Source organism: uncultured Rothia sp., assembly GCF_916049665.1.
Taxonomy (GTDB): domain Bacteria; phylum Actinomycetota; class Actinomycetes; order Actinomycetales; family Micrococcaceae; genus Rothia.
In genome coordinates, this window is sequence record NZ_CAJZIE010000047.1 from 1 (window position 1) to 19,322 (window position 19,322).

At 59.9% G+C, this 19,322-nt stretch carries 14 protein-coding genes; 8 read left to right on the forward strand and 6 right to left on the reverse strand.

What is annotated here, in order from left to right:
* Positions 1–183: 183 nt before the first annotated feature.
* Positions 184–669: a hypothetical protein gene (locus QZ540_RS05735; RefSeq protein ID WP_294628362.1), complete on the reverse strand. Its 486-nt coding sequence runs from the start codon at positions 667–669 to the stop codon at positions 184–186.
* Between the two features lie 303 nt (positions 670–972).
* Here QZ540_RS05735 and QZ540_RS05740 point away from each other — a divergent pair, with 303 nt between their 5' ends.
* Complete coding sequence (locus QZ540_RS05740) at positions 973–1,941, forward strand: AEC family transporter (protein ID WP_294628364.1); 969 nt, start codon at positions 973–975, stop codon at positions 1,939–1,941.
* Between the two features lie 128 nt (positions 1,942–2,069).
* Here QZ540_RS05740 and QZ540_RS05745 read toward each other — a convergent pair whose 3' ends face one another.
* From QZ540_RS05745 to QZ540_RS05755, 3 genes are all read right to left on the reverse strand, one after another.
* Entirely contained in the window at positions 2,070–3,875 is a 1,806-nt protein-coding gene (locus tag QZ540_RS05745; protein WP_294628366.1) for an alpha-glucosidase, read from the reverse strand.
* Positions 3,876–4,001: 126 nt separating this feature from the next.
* The gene (locus tag QZ540_RS05750; RefSeq protein ID WP_294628368.1) at positions 4,002–5,816 is read right to left on the reverse strand and encodes an alpha-glucosidase; all 1,815 of its coding nucleotides are present in this window, start codon (positions 5,814–5,816) and stop codon (positions 4,002–4,004) included.
* A 73-nt stretch (positions 5,817–5,889) separates the two neighbouring features.
* Positions 5,890–6,768 carry an endonuclease/exonuclease/phosphatase family protein gene (locus QZ540_RS05755; RefSeq protein ID WP_294628370.1) on the reverse strand — a complete coding sequence of 293 codons (879 nt, stop codon included), beginning with the start codon at positions 6,766–6,768 and terminating at the stop codon, positions 5,890–5,892.
* A 420-nt stretch (positions 6,769–7,188) separates the two neighbouring features.
* Here QZ540_RS05755 and QZ540_RS05760 point away from each other — a divergent pair, with 420 nt between their 5' ends.
* The 5 genes from QZ540_RS05760 (at position 7,189) to QZ540_RS05780 (ending at position 14,859) form a co-directional block, all read left to right on the forward strand.
* Complete coding sequence (locus QZ540_RS05760) at positions 7,189–8,823, forward strand: alpha-glucoside-specific PTS transporter subunit IIBC (protein ID WP_294628378.1); 1,635 nt, start codon at positions 7,189–7,191, stop codon at positions 8,821–8,823.
* 254 nt (positions 8,824–9,077) lie between these two features.
* Positions 9,078–9,878, forward strand: a complete 801-nt coding sequence (locus QZ540_RS05765) for a MurR/RpiR family transcriptional regulator (protein ID WP_231840311.1) — start codon at positions 9,078–9,080, stop codon at positions 9,876–9,878.
* A gap of 87 nt (positions 9,879–9,965) precedes the next feature.
* The gene (locus QZ540_RS05770) at positions 9,966–10,424 is read left to right on the forward strand and encodes a cell shape determination protein CcmA (RefSeq protein ID WP_070642894.1); all 459 of its coding nucleotides are present in this window, start codon (positions 9,966–9,968) and stop codon (positions 10,422–10,424) included.
* Positions 10,425–10,547: 123 nt separating this feature from the next.
* Positions 10,548–14,549 (forward strand): DEAD/DEAH box helicase, encoded by a 4,002-nt coding sequence (locus QZ540_RS05775; protein ID WP_294628373.1) that lies wholly within the window; start codon positions 10,548–10,550, stop codon positions 14,547–14,549.
* The gene (locus tag QZ540_RS05780; RefSeq protein ID WP_141752940.1) at positions 14,542–14,859 is read left to right on the forward strand and encodes a hypothetical protein; all 318 of its coding nucleotides are present in this window, start codon (positions 14,542–14,544) and stop codon (positions 14,857–14,859) included. Before QZ540_RS05775 ends, QZ540_RS05780 begins: the two co-directional genes overlap by 8 nt.
* A 90-nt stretch (positions 14,860–14,949) precedes the next feature.
* Here QZ540_RS05780 and QZ540_RS05785 read toward each other — a convergent pair whose 3' ends face one another.
* On the reverse strand, positions 14,950–15,135 hold the full coding sequence (locus tag QZ540_RS05785; RefSeq protein ID WP_005508445.1) for an FmdB family zinc ribbon protein: 186 nt from the start codon (positions 15,133–15,135) through the stop codon (positions 14,950–14,952).
* A 230-nt stretch (positions 15,136–15,365) separates the two neighbouring features.
* Entirely contained in the window at positions 15,366–16,034 is a 669-nt protein-coding gene (locus QZ540_RS05790; RefSeq protein ID WP_239665124.1) for a 5-formyltetrahydrofolate cyclo-ligase, read from the reverse strand.
* 339 nt (positions 16,035–16,373) lie between these two features.
* Between QZ540_RS05790 and galU the strand changes: the two genes are divergently transcribed.
* Positions 16,374–17,282, forward strand: coding sequence for a UTP--glucose-1-phosphate uridylyltransferase GalU (galU, locus tag QZ540_RS05795; RefSeq protein ID WP_005508447.1), 909 nt, complete (start codon positions 16,374–16,376; stop codon positions 17,280–17,282).
* 321 nt (positions 17,283–17,603) lie between these two features.
* Positions 17,604–19,250 carry a hypothetical protein gene (locus tag QZ540_RS05800; protein ID WP_294628376.1) on the forward strand — a complete coding sequence of 549 codons (1,647 nt, stop codon included), beginning with the start codon at positions 17,604–17,606 and terminating at the stop codon, positions 19,248–19,250.
* Positions 19,251–19,322: the final 72 nt, after the last annotated feature.

The window sequence follows — 19,322 nt, forward strand, 5'->3', positions numbered from 1 at the left end:
AGCCGCCCGGTGCATCCTGTTGTGGATGCGCCGGGCGGCTTCTTGTATGAGACTATGTAGAAAATTCTGAGCGGATATTTTTTTGAATTTATAAAAAATCGTCTATTTATTTAAACTGCGAGTCTAAATAAAAACGCACTCCAAATAAATGCCCTAAAAAACTACACCAAGAAATAAACCTTTTTAGTGCGGGTGATGCGGGTGACGAATCGAATCACGCCAATGCGCGCTCGAGCCCAGGCCAAAATGCAGAGCAAAAAACGTGCCAAAACAGCAGAACCCAAATGCGCACGCCATGTACACGCCGTAGGTCAGCATCATAAACTCAGAATCGTGACTCACACCCGAAGCGACATTCAACGCCAACGAGACGCCCAGAATCACAAGCCATGCAGCGCTCGCGGCCGCAATCAGCCATGAGATAGCACTCAGCACCGGGTGCGGGACCCTAAACGTACGCTCAGGACCGCTCACAGGCGCTACGGGCGCAGCAGAAGCCGCGGTAGCCTCAACCACCATACTCGAAGTATTAGGGGCTGAGGAAGCCACAGAAGAACGCCACGGAATATGCACACCGGCGTGCTGACCCTGCGTCTTCGCGGGGGCCTTCACAGAATGGTGGGGGACGCCTCCAGATTCGGGAGGAGAAGAAAGATACGGTTGCTGCATTGCGGGCTCCTGAGCGTATAAACCTCGCATGAGAAGAAACAACAGCGCGTCTAATGATGCGAGAAAATGAGTGTCGGCGATAGATTGAAAGAATACGGTGAGGACATATTCTTTCTATATTTCAAGACTAGAAGCGAACCGCATAAAAAACGAGGGTTTAGCGGAATATGATGCAATATGACGCGAAAAAACCGAAAACCACAGAGAAAAAATAGTCAACCTCAACCTGAAGGTTCAGGGTAGGGTTATTAGACACACCCCATCGCGGCGAAAAACAGCAGAGCTACAGCGAAAGGAACGAGCATGGGAATTATCCTCCCACTCATCTACCTAGGCATAGGTCTGGGGCTCGCGCTATTGCTACCCGAACGCTGGAGCACCCGCCTCAAAGAAGGCGCCTCAACCCTGCTGACCCGCTGGATTATCCCCGCCGTCATCATCTACACCGTCGCCACCAGCCGCCCCGAACTGTTCTTTGTCGCCGCCTCCACCATGGTATTGATGGTTCTCGGCGTGCTCTGCGCCGGGCGCATCACCGGCGACCCCGTGCAGAAGCTCGCCTTCGTCTACCTGAACGCGGGGCTCTTCGGTATCCCCGTGGTTGCCGGATTCTGGGGTGAAGAAGCCGTGTGCGTGTACATTGGCGCGTATATTGGTAACTCCATCATGGGCAATATCCTGGGAACCTCGCTGCTACGCGGTGATGCTAGGGGCGATAGCGGGGAGAATTCATCGCCCCGTACGGCAACCGCCGCGAGCCACCTCGCAACCGTCCGTAGAGTATTGCAGGGGCTGCGCACGAGCCCGCCCGTCATCGCCGTGGTGGTGGGACTGCTCTGCCTGCCCGCCGGGCCCTTTCTGAGCCAGCACGGGGCGGGCTTCTACCGGGTACTGACCTGGGTTTTCAGCTTTATCGGAATGATCGTGCTGGGCATGTGGCTCGGCGCCGCCAAACTGCACCGCGCAGACCTGGCCCGCGCCGCCGGATGGGCACTCCTACGCGCCGTACTCGTGAGCGTCTACAGCGTCGGCGTGCTGGCGCTTGCCCGCTGGGCGCACGATGCGGCGGGAGTGCACTTCGACCAGCTGCTGGCGCATCCGCAGGTGCTCTTCATCCTTGCGGTTCTGCCGCCAGCCGCGAACATCGTCATCCTGGAAACCCACTACCGGCACGAAGGCACCGCCGCCCCCGTCATTGCCGCCGGGGCGGTCGTCAGCGTGGGAATGATTGCGCTTGCCGTGCCGGTTCTGCAGCTCGTGTTCGCCAGCTAATTAGAGCCAAGAAAGCACGCTGAGACAACCAAGAAGACAGCAAAAGGAGGGCGGGGCATAAGCCTCACCCTCCTTCTACTGTCTATTCACCTTATCGGCACGCGGTAGCACTCAACGAGCTACAGCGCTTAGCGTACGATGTGGTACACCTTTGCCTCGTAGGGGCGCAGGGTCGAACCCGCATCGTCCTTGTAGTTCGAGCTCACCAGCTCAACACGAGCGCCCGCCTCACGAGCCTCAGCAAGTACAGCGAAGTCACGCTCCTGCTCCTCGGCGGTGAAGTTCGAAACAACCAGCAGGGACTCGTTCGCGGGGGAACCGTCAGCGCCACCGGTACGGGTGTACGCGTACACGGCCTCGTCCTCGTTGTGCGGAACCTGAACCGAATCCACCGGAGCGAAGGACGCGTAAACCATCAGATCCTTCAGCTCACCGCGGCGCAGAGCCACCAGCTGCTGGTAGTGGTAGAAGACCGAGTCCTCATCGGCCAGAACAGCCTCAGCGTTAATCGCCGGGTAATTCGGGTTCACAGCAATCCACGGGGTCACACCCTCGGGGCTGAAACCACCGTTAGCGGAAGCATCCCACTGAACCGGGGTACGAGCGTTGTCGCGGCCCTTGATGTAGATAGCCTGCATCGCCTCTTCGTGGCTCAGACGCTTGTGGTCAACGTGCATGTCCTCGTAGAAACGAATTGAGTCACCATCGCGGTAATCCTCAATCGAATCGAACTTCACGTTGGTCATGCCGATTTCTTCACCCTGGTAGATGTACGGGGTGCCCTGCATGAAATGCAGGGTGGTCGCCAGCTGCTTAGCGGACAGGGTGCGGAACTCATCCGAATCGTTACCGAAACGGGAAACCACGCGCGGCTGGTCGTGGTTGTTCCAGTACAGCGAACCCCAGGCGTTGCCCTCCAGGGTGGTCTGCCAGTCGTTCAGGATGCTCTTGAGCTCGGTCAGCTTGTACGGCGCGTAGGACCACTTACCGCCCAGAGAGCCGTTCGGGTCGTTATCCACGCCCATGTGATCGAAGTGGAAGATCATGTTCAGCTCACCGGTGTGGTAGCCAGCCCACAGCTTAGCGTCCTCGGGGCTGGTTGCGCTGGTCTCGCCCACGGTCATCACGTCGTAGCGGCTGAAGGTCTCGCGGGTGAGCTCCTTCATCCACGGGTGCACCATGGTGCCGTTGGAGATGACGAACGGAATCGAGGAGGTGTGCTTCTCAAAGTCGGTGGAGGGGTCATCCGGGAAGCCCTCGGGCTTGGAGATGATGTTGATAGCGTCCAGGCGGAAGCCGTCAACGCCCTTGTCCAACCACCAGCGAACCATGGAGTACAGGTCCTCGCGAACCTTCTCGTTCTCCCAGTTCAGGTCGGGCTGTTCCTTGAAGAAGATGTGCAGGTAGAACTGGCCGGTCGCCTCGTCCCACTCCCACGCCGGGCCACCGAACTCGGACGCCCAGTTGTTCGGAGGAATCGGCTTGCCGTCCTCGTCGAAGCCCTTCGGATCCTTCCAAATGTAGTAGTCGCGGTAGGGGTTGTCCTTGGAGGAACGGGACTCCTTGAACCAGGGGTGCTGGTCGGAGGTGTGGTTTGCGACCAGGTCCATGAGGATCTTGATGCCGTGCTTGTGGGCGGTCTCAAGCATCTCGTCGAAGTCTTCCATGGTGCCGAAGTCACTCATGATGGCGAAGTAGTCAGAGATGTCGTAGCCGTTATCCACGTTCGGCGAATCGAACACGGGGGAGAGCCAGATGACGTTGATGCCCAGCTTAGCCAGGTAGGGCAGCTTCTCGGTGATACCCTTCAGGTCACCGATGCCGTCGCCGTTTGCATCGTTGAAGGAGCGGGGGTACACCTGGTACACCACGGCTTCCTTCCACCACTGGCGGCCCTCGTAGGAGGGAACCTCGTATGCCTCGGAGTTGCTCATAATTGCCTTTCTGTACCGGCGGGTTACGCCGAAGAGGAAAAAGGTGTCTGTGATTGAAGTATAGGGCGAGGGGGACCGGAATGTCTGTGCCGAATCCCCCTCGCGCATTACATTTTTTGGGCGTGCCTACTTAGCGTTTCCGAAGAGGTAAACCTTCGCCTCGTAGGGACGTAGCAGGGTGCCCTCGTCGGTGAACTCGCGGTTCTCATCGCGGTAGTTCGAGCTAATCAGCTTCGGGGTGTTCTCGATAGCCTTCAGCTCGGTCGGGGAGAGAGCCTGCGAGTTGGTCAACACCACCGAATCCAGGTTGCCGCCCGCGTAGTTCAGCTGAACGGTGTCATCGGTGAAGTTAGCGACCACCAGCAGGGCGCGCTCGCCGGTTGCGGCTGCGTCCTCGTCGGAGTTCACGCGCAGGTAGGCGTAGACCTGCTCGTCCTCTTCATCCAGGAGGCGGTACTCACCGGTCAGGACGATCGGGTGCTCGCGGCGCAGGCTAATCAGGTCGCGGTAGTGGTAGAACACGGAATCCGGGTTAGCGAGCTCTGCTTCTGCGTTGATTTCGGTGTAGCGCGGGTTCAGCTTCAGCCACGGGGTGCCGGTGGTGAAGCCTGCGTTCTCGCCGGCGGTCCACTGCATGGGGGTGCGTGCGTTGTCGCGGCCGGAGGCGCTGATGTAACGCAGCATGTCCTCGGCGGAGACGCGGCCCGACTCTTCAACGTACTTGCGCCAGGAGTCGTGAATCTCCAGGTCGTTGTAGTCCTTCACATCGTCGAAGAAGACGTTGGTCATGCCCAGCTCTTCACCCTGGTAGATGTAGGGGGTGCCCTGCATCAGGTGTAGCACGGTGCCCAGCATCTTGGCGCTGACGGTGCGGTACTCGGGGGAGTCGTTACCGAAGCGCGAGACGGTGCGGGGCTGGTCGTGGTTGTTCCAGTACAGCGAGTTCCAGCCGCGGCCGTGCAGGCCCTCCTGCCAGTGGGTCAGGACCTTCTTGAGGTCCACCAGGTCGAAGCGGCGGTCGGACCACTTGCCGGTCACGCCGCCCTCGGAGGCGTCCACATCCATGTGCTCGAACTGGAACACCATCTGCAGCTCGTTGCGGTCGAAACCGGTGTAGAGCGCGGCGTCGTCCACGGTCACGCAGGGGGTTTCGCCCACGGTCATGACCGGGTACTTGCTGAGCACCTCGCGGTTCATTTCCTGCAGGAATTCGTGCACGCGCGGGCCGTTGGCTGCGACAGCCAGGGAGTTGTCGAGGCCGCCAGCCAGAACTGCGGGATCCTCGGGGAAGGAGAGGTCCTTGGAAATCAGGTTGATGACGTCCATGCGGAAGCCGTCCACGCCCTTGTCCAGCCAGAAGCGCATGATGTCGTAGACCTCTTCGCGGACCTTCGGGTTCTCCCAGTTCAGGTCGGGCTGCTTGATGGAGAAGTAGTGCAGGTAGAACTGGCCGGTTGCCTCGTCCCATTCCCATACGGAGGGGCTGAAGCAGGAAATCCAGTTGTTCGGAGGAATCGGCTTGCCGTCCTCGTCGAAGCCCTTCGGGTCGCGCCAGATGTAGTAGTCGCGGTAGGGGTTGTCCTTGGAAGAGCGTGCCTGCTTGAACCATTCGTGCTCGTCGGAAGTGTGGTTGACGACCAGGTCCATCATGAGCTTGATGCCGTGCTTGTGCGCGGTTTCGAGCAGCTCATCGAAGTCTTCCATGGTGCCGAACTCGGTCATGATCGCACGGTAGTCGGAGATGTCGTAGCCGTTGTCGTCGTTCGGGGACGCGTAGATGGGGGAGAGCCACAGCACCTGAATACCCAGGTTGGCGAGGTACGGAATCTTCTCGGTGATGCCGGGCAGGTCGCCGATGCCGTCGCCGTTGGAGTCGTTGAAGGAACGGGGGTAAATCTGGTAAACAACGGGTTCCTGCCACCACTGGGTCTGGGTCGTCATTGTTCTTCCTTCCCTTGGTATGGATGAGTGTTGTGTGGTGCCGCTCTGCGGGCGGCTAACGTCTGATGCCCCTTTAGGACTGGCTGGTGAGGGGCGTGAGGATGCTCTCCGGTGCCCAGCTTTCAGGGTCAATCTCTAGCAGCAGGCCGCTGTGGTCGGAGATAGCTTCGGGGGAGTTGTCGCGGAAGACTACCGCGTGCGAGTTGACCGTGAGCAAGCGATCGGCGAAAACGAAGTCGATGCGCTTGGCATCCGTGCTACCTTCCCAACCGGCGATTTCGCGGTGGACGGTGTTCTCGCCGTCGGTGTGCTCAGCCAGGGAGCGGGTATCAATCATGCCGCTGGAGGTGACCAGCGCGTAGCCTTCATCACTCAGGTGTGCTGCGGAGTTGAAGTCGCCGCCGAGCAGTACCGGGGCGGTGCGGGCGCACTCGGCAAGCTCCTGCGAGAGGCGGGCGTATTCCTGGGCGAATAGGGGTTCGCCGTCGAAGTCCCACCAGGACATGTGGGTGGTGGCGCACCAGAAGGTGCCCGTCTCAGTTTCGATGAGCGCTGCCTGTGCGGCGCGGCGCTGCACCTGGTGGTAGCCGTAGCCGGGGGACATGTCGATGGGCTTGATGCCGCGAATCGGCAGGCGCGAGAGGATAGCTACGCATTCGTCGTAACGGTCCCAGCCGATGTGGGTTTCGGTGAGGGTCCACTCGTAGGTGGCGCCCATTTCGTTGAGCGCCTGTACGAGCAACAGGGCGTAGTTGTCTTCGCGGACCGGAATACCCGCGCCGCCGCGGTAGTTGAGGGGCTCCTTCACCACGGGGGTGGAGGTGAGCTGGTTGACTTCCTGCAACGCAATGACGTCCACCTGCTGTTCAATAATGAACTTGGCGAGGGTACGGATCTTGGCAATCTGGTGGATTTCGCACCAGCTGTGCGTATTGAGGGTGAGGAAGCGCATGTATTAAGTCCGGGGTATGTGTGAGGTTGAAGAATGATATGCGCACCGCGTATTGAGGTGGTGAGTGTTTATGCACTCTGACCTATGGGTGCACTGTTTATGCTATCGATTCTGTGCGCTAGGTAATAGGGAAAAAGTCTCATCTGCAGCAAGTATTTTTAACCAGTGCCGGGATATGTTTCAGGTTCTGAAAAACTCTTTCAAAACTCACAGTTTTGGTACCTGCGGGTAGGTAATACCTGGCATTATTGTTTCTGTCTAAAACACATTCGGCATTTAGCGCACGCAGGATATGTGGCACCCGTCTCATATACTTTCGTTTGGAGGTATAAAGATGCGGCGTGACCATCGCAGGCTGGCAATGATCGCCAACCCCTGCGTCCGCTCACTCGACAACCCGAAAGGGCGTATAGCCTCATGATGGAAAAAGTACAGAGGTTCGGCTCTGCCATGCTGGCACCCGTTCTTCTCTTCGCATTCGCTGGCCTCGCGGTCGGTATTGCGATCATTGCACAGAACGGCGACCTGATTCCCCTCGCTGCTGACAAGGAAAGCGCGTGGAACCACTTCTGGTCCGTTTGGGAGTCCGGCGCATGGACCGTCTTCAACCAGATGGAACTGCTCTTCGTGATTGGTCTGCCCATTGCACTGGCAAAGACCGCTAACGCACGTGCAGTGATGGAAGCTGCAATGGTCTACCTGACCTTCAACTACTTCGTCGGCGCCATGCTCAAGGTATGGGGCAAGGGCGGCACCGGTTTCTTCGACCTGGACTACACCACCGACATCTCTGAGAGCGCGGCAGGTACCGGTCTGAAGATGATCGCCGGTATCAAGACCATGGACACCGGTATCTTCGGTGCAATCATCATCTCCGCAATCGTGGTGTGGGTACACAACCGCTGGTTCGACAAGAAGCTGCCCGACTTCCTCGGTATCTTCCAGGGTTCCCAGTACGTCTACGGCGTCTGCTTCTTCCTGATGATGCCCGTCGCATTCCTGTTCTCCTGGCTGTGGCCCTACGCTCAGCACGGCATCTCCTCCCTGCAGGGCTTCTTCATCGCATCCGGCGCACTCGGCGTGTGGGTTTACACCTTCCTCGAGCGCTTCCTGATTCCGACCGGTCTGCACCACTTCATCTACTCCCCGTTCGTCTTCGGTAACGTTGTTACCCCGAACGGTATTGCTAAGGACTGGCCGACCCACCTGTCCGAGTTCGCAAAGAGCGACAAGCCCCTGAAGGAACTGTTCCCCGGCGGCGGCTTCGCACTGCACGGTAACTCCAAGGTCTTTGCACCCATCGGTATCGCAGCGGCGTTCTACACCACTGCTCGTCCCGAGAAGCGCAAGGAAGTTCTTGCTCTGATGATCCCCGTCTGCCTCACCGCGATCCTGATCGGTATCACCGAGCCCCTCGAGTTCACCTTCCTGTTCCTGGCACCCCCGCTGTTCCTGGTCCACGCAATCCTGGCAGCATCCATGGCAGCAATCATGTACCAGCTGGGCCTGGTTGGTTACATGGGTGGCGGTCTGCTCGACTTCCTGTTCCAGAACTGGATCCCGCTGTGGGCAAACCACTCCGGCACCTACCTCATGCAGATTGGTGTGGGCCTGTGCTTCACCGTCCTGTACTTCCTGATCTTCCGCTTCATGATTCTGAAGTTCGACTTCAAGACCCCCGGTCGTGAAGAAGACGGCGGCGAGACCAAGCTCTACAGCAAGGCAGAGTACAAGGCAGCTAAGGCTGCTGAGAAGGAGGGCGGCGCAGCTGCTGAGTCCGCTGACGGCGACCTCTACGCACCCCGCGCAGCTGGCTTCCTCGAACTGCTCGGTGGCGCAGAGAACATCACCACCGTGAACAACTGCGCAACCCGCCTGCGTGTCTCCGTCGCTGATGAGTCCCTCGTCAGCCCCTCGGATGCAGACTTCAAGAATGCAGGTGCTCTGGGCCTCGTCCGCAAGGGCAAGGCATTCCAGGTCATCGTCGGCATGGACGTTCCCCAGGTTCGCGAGCGTTTCGAGACCATGGTGAACGAAGCTAAGACCCTCTCCTAAGAGGACTCAGCTTTCAACCGCCTGACGGCATAACGCCTCATAAGGTATAGACTTCGCCGGCGGTATCGGATAACACCGATGCCGCCGGCGAAGCTGTACCCGGGCTAGCACCCGGACTCAAATCTGCACGAGGCACCCACCCAACGTGAGAGACGACCATCCCCACCCACCCTGGCCGATGACCCTAGAGCGTGTACTATTTATATATTGCTCACCATCGGATTCAGGAGCTTTGAGTGGATTTACAAGACGTCGTGAATGCGAACCAGCACCGGTTCAGTGAAACTGAACGGGAAATTTTGGCATTCATGCTAGAAAATGAAGAGTTCGTTGCGGAGTCAACGATCAACTCTTTGGCACATAAAACGTATACTTCGACCAGCTCAATTATTCGCCTGACGAAGAAGCTGAACTTCTCCGGATTTGCTGAGTTGAAGTACTTCATTAAGTCCTCTCTGAACCGCAGCGAACCCTTCAACCCGCGGTTCATTGAGAGCGGCCGCGAAGATATTCAGCGCACCTATGACTACCTCGAGCACATGGAGCTGAGCGGACTGCTCAAGCGCATCCATGAGGCTCGCACTGTGTACTGCTTCGGTACCGGCTACGCTCAGCGCAATGCCGTGCAGGAATTTACCAAGTCCATGCAGGTATGCGGTAAGTTCTGCCAGGTCATCCCGGCACGTAATGAGTTCGAAAGCGCCATGAACAATATGACCCAGGACGACGTGGTCATCATTGTGTCCTTCTCCGGCCAGACCGAGAACATGCGCGAACACATTAAGATGCTGGCGCTACGCCGCATCCCCATGATTGCGGTGACCGCCATTGGTGTGAACTACATGTCCTCGCACGCCGAGTACTCCCTGCACTACCAGACCACCCCCACCCAGATCAGCACCCAGCGCAAGCCCTACTACTCCTTCGTGGCGCTGTCGGTGCTGCTGGACTACATCGTGCGCCGCTACATTGAACACGTTGAAAATGAGCGTCGCGAATCCCTGCAGGACCAGGTGGACGACGCCCTCAACGCTGGGGACGAAACCGACGCCTGACAAGGTATTACTGTGCCCACCTGCTCCTTCACTCACTCCTCCTGAATCCGACCGAATCCGCCTGAGACCATCTGAAAGAGACACCCTGTGACCGCAATTTTCGCGCTCATCGAAAACACCGAGAAGATGCGTAAGTACCTGTTCTGGTACCTCATGATTATCCCTGCGCTGTTGCTGCTGTGGATTGCACTGGGCGCAGCGAACTCCCAGATGGACTTCCAAGCAGCCCTGAAGATTCCCTTCTTCACCGTGGCGTTCCTGAACGCCTGCCTCAGCCTGCTGCTGGGCGGCACCCTCAAGTTCGCGGGCGCGGAGAATGAACGCACCGAACGAGCCTACGCCCTGTACCTGACCATTCTGCTGGTCATTATCGGTAACCTGCCCGGCGCGATTCTGAGCTTCTTCCTCTTCCGCTCCCTGCGCTTCGGCAACCTGGAAGGCGAACTGGCACCCAAGTACCGTTGGGCGCTTCTGCCTGCCCTGGTCTTCTACGTATTGGTGACCGTAGTGCTGCTCGTCGCCAACATCGCAATGTGGTCGAAGTAAGCACCCGGCGTATTAAGCACACAGGAGCATTGAGCATACGGGCGTGCACTGACACCCGCCCCGCTTAAAGCACAGCATGAGGCACACCGGGCAGAGGACCCCGGAAGAACCACCATCTTCGGTGTGTACGCGCAAACGTACACCGCACTGACCCACAAGGACACTCACGACGTGAACCAGATTCCCGAGCCTACCGACGCGCAGCACGCACCCGGCACCCCGGCTGACAACACTCAGCCCGCCGCAGCCGCCGCGACCTCAGCAGAGGAAACCCACGAAGTAGCCGACGAAATCAACATTGCCGAGCTGCCCGCACACCTGAACCCCGCCCACGAGGACTTTGACCCCTCGGCGGGGCTCGAGCGCTGGGCAGAACAGATGGACGTCTACACCGGCCCCGACGCGATGCTCGACTTCAACCAGGTCGACTACGTGCACATCGACCTGTCCGAGGCGAACCCCTCCGGCCTGGCACAGCTGCTCGCCGGACGTAAGACCCGCCTCTCGACGATTCTGCGCGACAAGTCGCAGCTGGAGGCGGGCATGCGCTCCGCACGCACCCTGCGCACCAAGATTTACGAACTCGCCACCGACCACGGCCTGGACTCCGGCTACTTCGTGGCGGGTACCGCCTCCTGGCTATCGCACGACACCCGCGAGGATGCTGCCGCCTACGAGAAGCGCTTCATCGCGCCGATTCTCATGGCGCCGCTGAGCATCACCCCGCACCCGAAGGATGACGACTTCGAGCTGCGCCTCGCCGGTTCCGCGCGCCTGAACCCGGCGATGGTTCGCCAGATTAAGCAGGAATACGGCATTGACCTGGGCACCATGGACGTGGCGCAGCTGGCGAACTCCATGTCCCGTCTGGACCCCGAGCCGGTCATTGAGCGTATGCGCGCCTCCGCCGGCCGTATTCCGGGCATGACCATCGAGTCGAAGTATTTCATCTCCACCTTCGCTGACCTAAAGGAAAGCCTGGGCGAGCTGCCGCACACCGCCATCACCCCGCTGGTTCGTGACCTGGCGGCGTTGAAGGTGCCCGGCGTGAAGCCGCGTGAGCTCAACGCACACAACCTGCAGCAGCCCCTGGATCAGCGCGACCCGGCAGAGGAAATGCTCCTGCTGGACGCTGACGCCAACGCCCAGGAGATTATCGACACCGCGGTCAGCGGCTTCTCCTTCACTATCACTGCGGCACCCGGCACTGAGCCGCTGCGCACCGCAGTGAACATTGCTTCCGCCCTGATGGGGCGTGGTAAGTCCGTGCTCGTCGTGGGCGAGAAGCGCTCCACCCTTGCCGAGTTCTCTGCGTTGCTCAAGCGCACCGGCATTGAGAGCCTGCGCTACGACCTGCTTGCCGAGCACGATTCTGAGGCTCAGCGCGCCGAATTCATTCGCGCGATTGTGCGCAACGAGAGCGCCGAAGAGCCGAACTCCGAGGACCTGAACGAAGAGCTCGTGGCGACCCGCGCCGCGCTGCTCGACCACACTCGTGCCCTGCTGAACAAGGATTCTAACTGGCAGATTTCCGTCTACTCGGCGCTACAACGTCTGGCTGAGCTGACCGCCTCCGAGGACGGCCCGGCAACCCGCGTGCGTTTTGACCGCCCCATGCTCGACTCGCTCATGGAGCGTGAGCAGGTGCGCGCCGAGCTGGTGCGCTTGGGCGAGATTGACGGTTTTGCGGCGGCTTCGCGTACCTCCCCGTGGTACCGTGCCCGCCTGGTCAATGACGAGGAAGCCGCCGAGGCGTACGCCCTGGTCATTACCCTCAAGTCCTCCTTGCTGAACCTGCGTGAAGCAATGAACCAGACCAGCGCTATGCTGGGTCTGCGCCGCGGCCGCACCATCTCTGAGTGGGAGTCGCAGCTGGCGATTCTGATGCGCATCCGCGAGACGCTCAAGCGTTTCCGCGCGGACGTGTATGACCGCCCGGTGACCGACCTAATCGCTGCGACTGCATCCGGTTCGTGGCGCCGTGAGAACGGCATCGAGATGAGCAGTATGCAGCGTTCCCGCCTGCGCCGCGCGGCTAAGGAGTACATCCTGCCCGGCGTGAATATCGGTGACCTGCACGAGCAGCTGAAGGTGGTTCAGGCGGAGCGTGCCGAGTGGATTCGCCACATTGAGGCACCCCGCACCCCGCAGATTCCGGAGAACCTGGATCAGCTGGCTGCCGCTCTGAACTCCCTGGTGTCTGAGCTGGCGGGTCTGGGCATTGTCCTGGCTGACACCATTGAGGGTACCGATTTTGTACGCACCGACCTGGATGCTCTGGATGCGCGCCTGGACGCCCTCATGGCGGACCGCGTGCTGCTCATGACCCTGCCCGAGCGTGACGCCCTGACCCAGAAGCTGCGTGAGCGCGGCCTGTCGGAGCTGCTCGATGACCTGTACGCGCGCCAGGTTCTGACCGAGGTTGTTTCCGCTGAGCTGGAGCTTGCCTGGTGGCAGTCTGCCCTGGAGTTCTTGCTGCAGCATCACGAGGGTAAGCTGCTGGATGGCGACCGCCTGCGCGATACGGAGTCCCGTTTCCGCCGTGCCGACTACGCCCACATGACCAGCGCCCCGGCGCGTCTGTTGGCGAAGGTTGCTCGCGTGTGGACTGAGCGTATTGAGTCTAAGCATGATCAGGCAGCGTACCTGAAGAGCCAGCTGCGCGGCTACGAGTTCGTGCTCGAGGAGCTGCTGACTCACGCCCCGGTGATGGCACGTACCCTGCTGCCGCTGTGGACTGCGAGCCCCTTCGCCCTGGCGCGTAAGGTTCCCGCCTCCATGCGTTTTGATACGGTGCTGTTGCTGGACTCCGAATCGACCCCGCTGGCGGCGAACCTGCCGGCGATTACCCGCGCCGACCAGGTGATTGCCCTGGGCGACCCGCATTCGGGTTACCCCTCGCCGTTCATCGTGTCCGCGCCGACTTTCGGTGCGCCCGAGCCGACCGACGAGCAGCTGGACAGCACCTTCGATGTGCTCGCTACCGTACTGCCCAACCGCACCTTGGCGATGCTACACCGCAGCATGGACCCGGTGATTCTGGACTACCTGAACCGTGAGTTCTACGGTTCGCAGCTACATGCGGCTCCGGTGAGCCGCGCCTCCTCTCAGCCTGCCGGTTCGCTGACCGTTGAGTACATTGATACTCGCGGTAAGGTCAGCGATAACGCGAACCTGGATTCGCCCGGTGTTGAGGTGGAGCGCGTGACAAACCTGGTGCTTGAGCACGCGTACCGTACCCCGGATCGTTCGCTGGCGGTGGTGACGGCAAGCCCGAAGCACGCTCAGCGTGTGGCTGAGTCGGTGCGTCACGCCCTGAGCCTGTACCCGCAACTGGCGCCGTTCTTCGCCGCTGGTGAGGAGTCTTTCCGCGTGGTCGACCTGACCCGCGCTGAGACCCTCGAGCGCGACACCGTGATTTTCTCTCTGGGTGTGGGCCGTGCCCGACTGGGTCAGGCGTCGTACGATTTGGGTCAGCTGTCTGCTGAGCATGGCCGCCAGGGCTTTGTGGTGGCGTTGACTCGTGCACGCCGTGCCCTGCGCATTGTCTCGTGTATTGACCCCTCCGAGCTGGACCCGCAGAAGCTGCATCATGGCGCGGTAGATTTCTACCACCTGCTGCGTGAACACGCGGAACGTCAGGCGCGTGAAGAGGTGGAAGCGAAGGCACAGCGCGTGCCGGAAACTCTGCCGCGTAACGCATTCTTGGCTGCCGACGACGCAGACACCCCGGATTTGGGTGACTGGCTGCTGAACGATTTGGTGGCGCGCCTGCAGGCTTGCGGTGTGCGTGTGAGCCGCGGTGAGGGTGATATCGCTCTGATTGCGCACGCCCCGGAGAAGCTGGCTGCTGAGCCGGTGCCCGCGCTGGGTGTGGCTCCCGTGGTGTCTTCGCAGCCGAGTGCTCCGGCGGCTATGCCGCTGGTGGCGTGCTCTGATGGCGAGCAGAATTACGCGCGTGCTTCGGTGCGTGAGCGTACCCGTCTGTTGCCGGAGCGTCTGAGCCGCACGGGCTGGAACTACATTACGCTGGGCACCCTGGAGGTGTTCGCTGACCCGGATGCTGTGGTGGCGCGCGTGTTGCACTACCTGGATATGGATGAGGGCGCTGAGGTCCGTGGCTAGTTATTCGTCGACGCCGAAGCCTCGCCGCGGTCACCGCCGTGTGAGCGGCGGCGGCTCGGTGAGCGGGGCTGAGCCTCTGCTGGTGGGTGTGACGACGCCTCCGGTGGTGGCTTCGGGTGCCTCGTCTGCTGCGGGGGCTTCCGCGAAGAAAGCTGATGCTCAGAACCTGAACTCGCAGAATGCAGGTTCCCCGAAGACAGGTTCTCAGAGAGCGGCTACTTCCGCGCAGCCGCTGACCCCGGAGGAGCGTGAGCGTCTGGAATGGATGAGTCAGCAGCGTCCTCCGCATTGGGGTAACAATATCGTGTAGCGCCTCCGAGCCGGGAGTGCTTCTTAAACGCCGAGGGGCGGGGCAACCTGTGTTGCCCCGCCCCTTGTTTTGGCTGGTGTGGAACCCCGTTTAGGAGTTGCCCTTGTCGGTGCTGTAGAAGCCGGAGCCCTTGAAGGTCACTCCGACGGTGTTGTAGCGCTTGCGCAGGGTTTCTTCGCCGCACTGCGGGCAGATGCGCAGTGCATCGTCGCTAAAGGACTGGCGCTGTTCAAAGACGTGGTTGCAATTCTTGCACTGGTAAACGTAGACCGGCATTTTGTCCTTCTGTATCCGTTTTCGCTGGGATGGTTTATTAACGTGGTTTGAGTGTACCGCTTTTGAAAGGTTGGGAGCTATTTGCGTTTTCTTCTCAAATAGCTATTTCTGTTTCTTTTTGCCTTTTTCTTGGGTGATTTTGTTGGTGTGTCCCGCATATCTTTGTGCTTTTGCATAAAGATTCGGAGTGTCAATCAAGAGCGAATCGGGCGTGGGTGAGCCGGGTGCTTTTAGCCCTGCTGGTGAGCGAGGAAAATGCCCCGCTCGGTGAGAATCACCGGTAGAATAGCGTCCCACTGGTCGTAGGGAATGGTTTCGTAGATTTCGTCGCTGAAGACAATGCCGATGCTCCGGCCGGTGAGCTGCTGGTCGCTGAGCAGGGGGATAATCCGGTCGTAGTAGCCGCCTCCCTGACCGAGGCGGTGCCCGCCTGCATCAAAAGCAAGGGCGGGGATGAGACGCAGGTCGGCGTCAATGAATGCTTGCGTGTCTTGTTCTTCGCCTTCGGGTTCGGGGATGCCCATGGGGCTGAGCGGATGCTCAACGGTGGGGTCCCAGTGCACCCAGGCGAGTTTGCGACCGGGGCGTACGACGGGCACGAGGATGCGGTGTCCCTGCTCATGGAGAGCGTTTAGTGCTTGGACAATGGGCGGCTCAGATTTGGTGGGCAGATACGCCGCAATGGTACCGGGGGAGTGGACCCGCTGCGCAACCGCCTCGAGAATGTGGTGGGTGAAAAGGTCAGTCAGATGTTGCTGTCCGTGTTCGCCGCGGTGGCTGCGTGCGGTGAGGCGGCGCGGGCGGATTTGGGAGCGGAGAATGTCTTTGTCTAGGGAGATATCGTCTGCGCTGGCACCGGCGTCGGAGTTGCTGGTGGCGGGGGTTGTGTTGAGGTGCATGGTGTGTCCCATCGTCGTTGCGGGTCTTGTGTGAAGGGTTGGGGAGTGGCGCGTCCCGTAGGAAGTAAGGTGCGTTCACTCTATGCTGAGAGGTATCCGTGCGCAGGGTAAAACTGCCCTGGTGGGTGGTGAAAATTGACCTATATCTGCGGGGACGTGGATTCCACTTTTTAGTATAGGGTTTGAGAAAAATAGTGCTGAGTTCTGTGGGGTGCATTTTCTTTGCACACCGAAGAATGGGCCGCTGTGGATATGTAGTTAGTCACGTTGAAGATTTTTTCATGTCATAGTGTCTATAAATCGCCTTAAGTACTTTACAACTTAGGGTATTCTTGTGGCATGGCTACTGAAATTAAGTCTGTTACTAAGGCAGTTATTCCTGCTGCTGGTCTGGGCACCCGATTCCTGCCCGCAACGAAGGCAACCCCCAAGGAAATGCTCCCCGTCGTTGATCGCCCCGCGATTCAGTACGTGGTGGAGGAAGCAATCCGTGCCGGTCTGAACGACGTTCTGATGATTACCGGCCGTAACAAGCGCGCTCTCGAGGATCACTTCGACCGCGTTCCCGTTCTGGAGCAGCAGCTCGCTGAGCAGGGTAAGGACGCCCTACTCGCATCCGTGGTAGCTACCAATGAGATGGGTGGCGACCTGCACTACGTGCGTCAGGGCGACCCCAAGGGTCTGGGCCACGCTGTTCTGCGCGCAAAGCGCCACGTTGGTGACGAAGCATTCGCTGTTCTGCTCGGCGATGACCTGATTGACGAGAAGGAAGACCTGCTCGCTCGCATGGTGGAGGTCCAGGAGCGCACCGGCGGTTCCGTCGTTGCTCTGATGGAGGTTCCCCGCGAGGCTATTTCCGCTTACGGTGCAGCTGCTATTGAGGCTGTTGAAGGCGAGGACGGTTTCGTCAAGATCACCGGTCTGGTTGAGAAGCCCGCTGCTGATGAGGCTCCCTCGAACTACGCTGTGATTGGCCGTTACGTTCTGAGCCCGAAGGTCTTCGAGGTTCTGGAGAACACCGCTCCGGGCCGCGGCGGCGAGATTCAGCTGACCGACGCTCTGCAGACTCTGGCTCAGGGTGAGGGCGAAGGCGAAGGTGTCTACGGTGTGGTCTTCTCCGGCCGCCGTTTCGACACCGGTGACAAGCTGTCCTACCTGAAGGCAAACGTTATTCTTGCTGCTGAGCGCCCCGAGTTCGGTGACGACCTGCGCGCATGGCTGAAGGACTTTGTTGCAGAGAACTGCTAATTACTCTGCACCCGCTCTCTAAAGAGGGCAACCGATAAATACCAACCACGCTGAGGAAGGCGTTCTTTCCGGTGGGGCGTTTTAGCCCCAAGGGAGGGCGCCTTCCTTTGCGTCGTATGTGTCTATTATGTGCTTGGGGTGCTACTGGGCGAGGGCCCAGGGTGTGCCTTGTGCAGGGACGCGACGACGTTGTAGTGTGCATATTCCTTCAGGGGTATATGTGCATATCCAGCCCGATTCTTGCCGCTTATGGAAAGCATTGGGAATATAAGGGTATGATTAAAGTCTAGGGATAAAGGGACGATAGAGGGCGACCTGAATATGACGCTTTTGAACACCTCCGGTGTGTTGGTAATTCTGACCGTGATTTTGCTGCTGTGGTTTGTGCCCAGGAGCCTGCGTCGCGCGCCCGCTGGTCCTGCCATGGAACCCGAGCGTCCCCTGATTAGCGCTGAGCGTACTGCAGAGGATATTCTCGCCTCCGCGGGTGTGCTGCTGAATGAGTCGGAGGCGTACCAGTCCTCCGATCATGCGGTGGCGCCGGGCACCTCCCTACCCTCTTCCGCTCTTCCGCAGGCGTCTTCCCGTTCCTCCCACACGGTGGAGGAATCCGCCCAGCCTGCGCCCGATACGGCTTCTATTTCGCAGATTCGCGAATCTTCCCCGACTGCCCCGTACACGGACGAGATTCCGGTCGTGGAGGACGCAAAGCCCTCGCCTCTGTCCTACTTTGATACTTCGAGCCCGAGCGGTATCGCCCTGCTGGTCGCGGCTGGCCTGGGCGTGCTTGCCCTGGTCACCGGTCTTCTGGCTCTCTTTGGTGTTCTGGCGTGGGGTTGGGCTGTTCTCTTCCTGATTCTTGCCGGCGGTGCGTGGGCTGTAAGCCGTTTTGGTCTGCTGGAGTCTCTTGCCAACCAGATCAAGGCGAACCGTGATGAGCGCCGCGCCAAGGCAGAAGCAGAAGATGCCGAGGGTACTGACGCTGAGGCGTATGAAGAGTCCGACGGCGAAGAAGCTTACGATGACGCTTCCGAGTCGGTAGAGGACTCGACTGCTGAGGACGCAGATTCTGAAGCTACTGAAGAGCCTGAGTCTCAGGCTCGTCCCGCAACCCGTGAGACCGCTACCCGCAAGCCTGCGCGCGGTGTGACCCGTGAGGCGGCGCGCCCGAGCCGTGCGCACATCGCGGTGGACTCTTCTGAAGAGGCACCCCAGGTAGAAGCAACTCAGGCAGAAGCACCTGTAGTAGCTGAGTCTTCTCACGCAGCTCGTCCCGTACCTGCCCGTTCTGCCCGCCCAGCGGAGGCGCCCGCGGGTCACCGTCAGGAGCGCCGCCAGCAGCGTCCGAGCCGCTTCCAGCCGATTCGCCGCGGTAGCGTGCTCTTTGACCAGGAGAGCGGTTCTGCTGCTTCCTCCACTGCGCCGCGTACTGCGGCACAGCCTCAGGTAGCTCAGGCTCCGGTTGCTCCGGTTACTCCGAGCCAGCCCGTACAGTCCCAGCCTGTTCAGCCCCAGCCTGTTCAGCCCCAGCGCGCTCAGTCCGTGCCGTCTGCGCAGTCCGCTCAGCCCGCTCAGGCACCCGTACAGGCTCCTGTACAGCCGGTAGCAGCTCCCGCACAGCAGGCGGCTATTCAGCCGGCCCAGCCGGTGGCTCGCCAGGCTCTGCGTGACGGTTCGCCTGTCCGCCAGGCTCCCGCGCATCAGGCTCCTGCTGCTCAGCCGATTCCCGAAGAGATTCCTCTGCCGGATGTCCTGGACGATTCCGAGTTCGATGCTCTGGATATCGCCTCGTTGAACGACCCGGCGCTCTCGACCGGCGTTACGGCAACCGGTGGTGTCCGTTCCACGAACCGCCACCCCGGTGCTGGCTCCTCCTTTGAAGCGGTCAGCAATACCTGGAACCCAGTTCAGCTGCCCAAGCCGCTGAGCGCTCTGCACCGCCAGGACAAGAATCAGGGTAAGAAGTAGACCTTGTTCTAGATATGCATAAAACCCCGACAGTTCGTACTGTCGGGGTTTTGTTTTTCGGGTTTTGAGATC

Bases quoted from the DNA above. Each gene is read 5' to 3' on its own strand.
- QZ540_RS05735 (WP_294628362.1), bottom strand. From the start codon at position 669: ATGCAGCAACCGTATCTTTCTTCTCCTCCCGAATCTGGAGGCGTCCCC.
- QZ540_RS05740 (WP_294628364.1), top strand. From the start codon at position 973: ATGGGAATTATCCTCCCACTCATCTACCTAGGCATAGGTCTGGGGCTC.
- QZ540_RS05745 (WP_294628366.1), bottom strand. From the start codon at position 3,875: ATGAGCAACTCCGAGGCATACGAGGTTCCCTCCTACGAGGGCCGCCAG.
- QZ540_RS05750 (WP_294628368.1), bottom strand. From the start codon at position 5,816: ATGACGACCCAGACCCAGTGGTGGCAGGAACCCGTTGTTTACCAGATT.
- QZ540_RS05755 (WP_294628370.1), bottom strand. From the start codon at position 6,768: ATGCGCTTCCTCACCCTCAATACGCACAGCTGGTGCGAAATCCACCAG.
- QZ540_RS05760 (WP_294628378.1), top strand. From the start codon at position 7,189: ATGGAAAAAGTACAGAGGTTCGGCTCTGCCATGCTGGCACCCGTTCTT.
- QZ540_RS05785 (WP_005508445.1), bottom strand. From the start codon at position 15,135: ATGCCGGTCTACGTTTACCAGTGCAAGAATTGCAACCACGTCTTTGAA.
- QZ540_RS05790 (WP_239665124.1), bottom strand. From the start codon at position 16,034: ATGCACCTCAACACAACCCCCGCCACCAGCAACTCCGACGCCGGTGCC.
- galU (WP_005508447.1), top strand. From the start codon at position 16,374: ATGGCTACTGAAATTAAGTCTGTTACTAAGGCAGTTATTCCTGCTGCT.
- QZ540_RS05800 (WP_294628376.1), top strand. From the start codon at position 17,604: ATGACGCTTTTGAACACCTCCGGTGTGTTGGTAATTCTGACCGTGATT.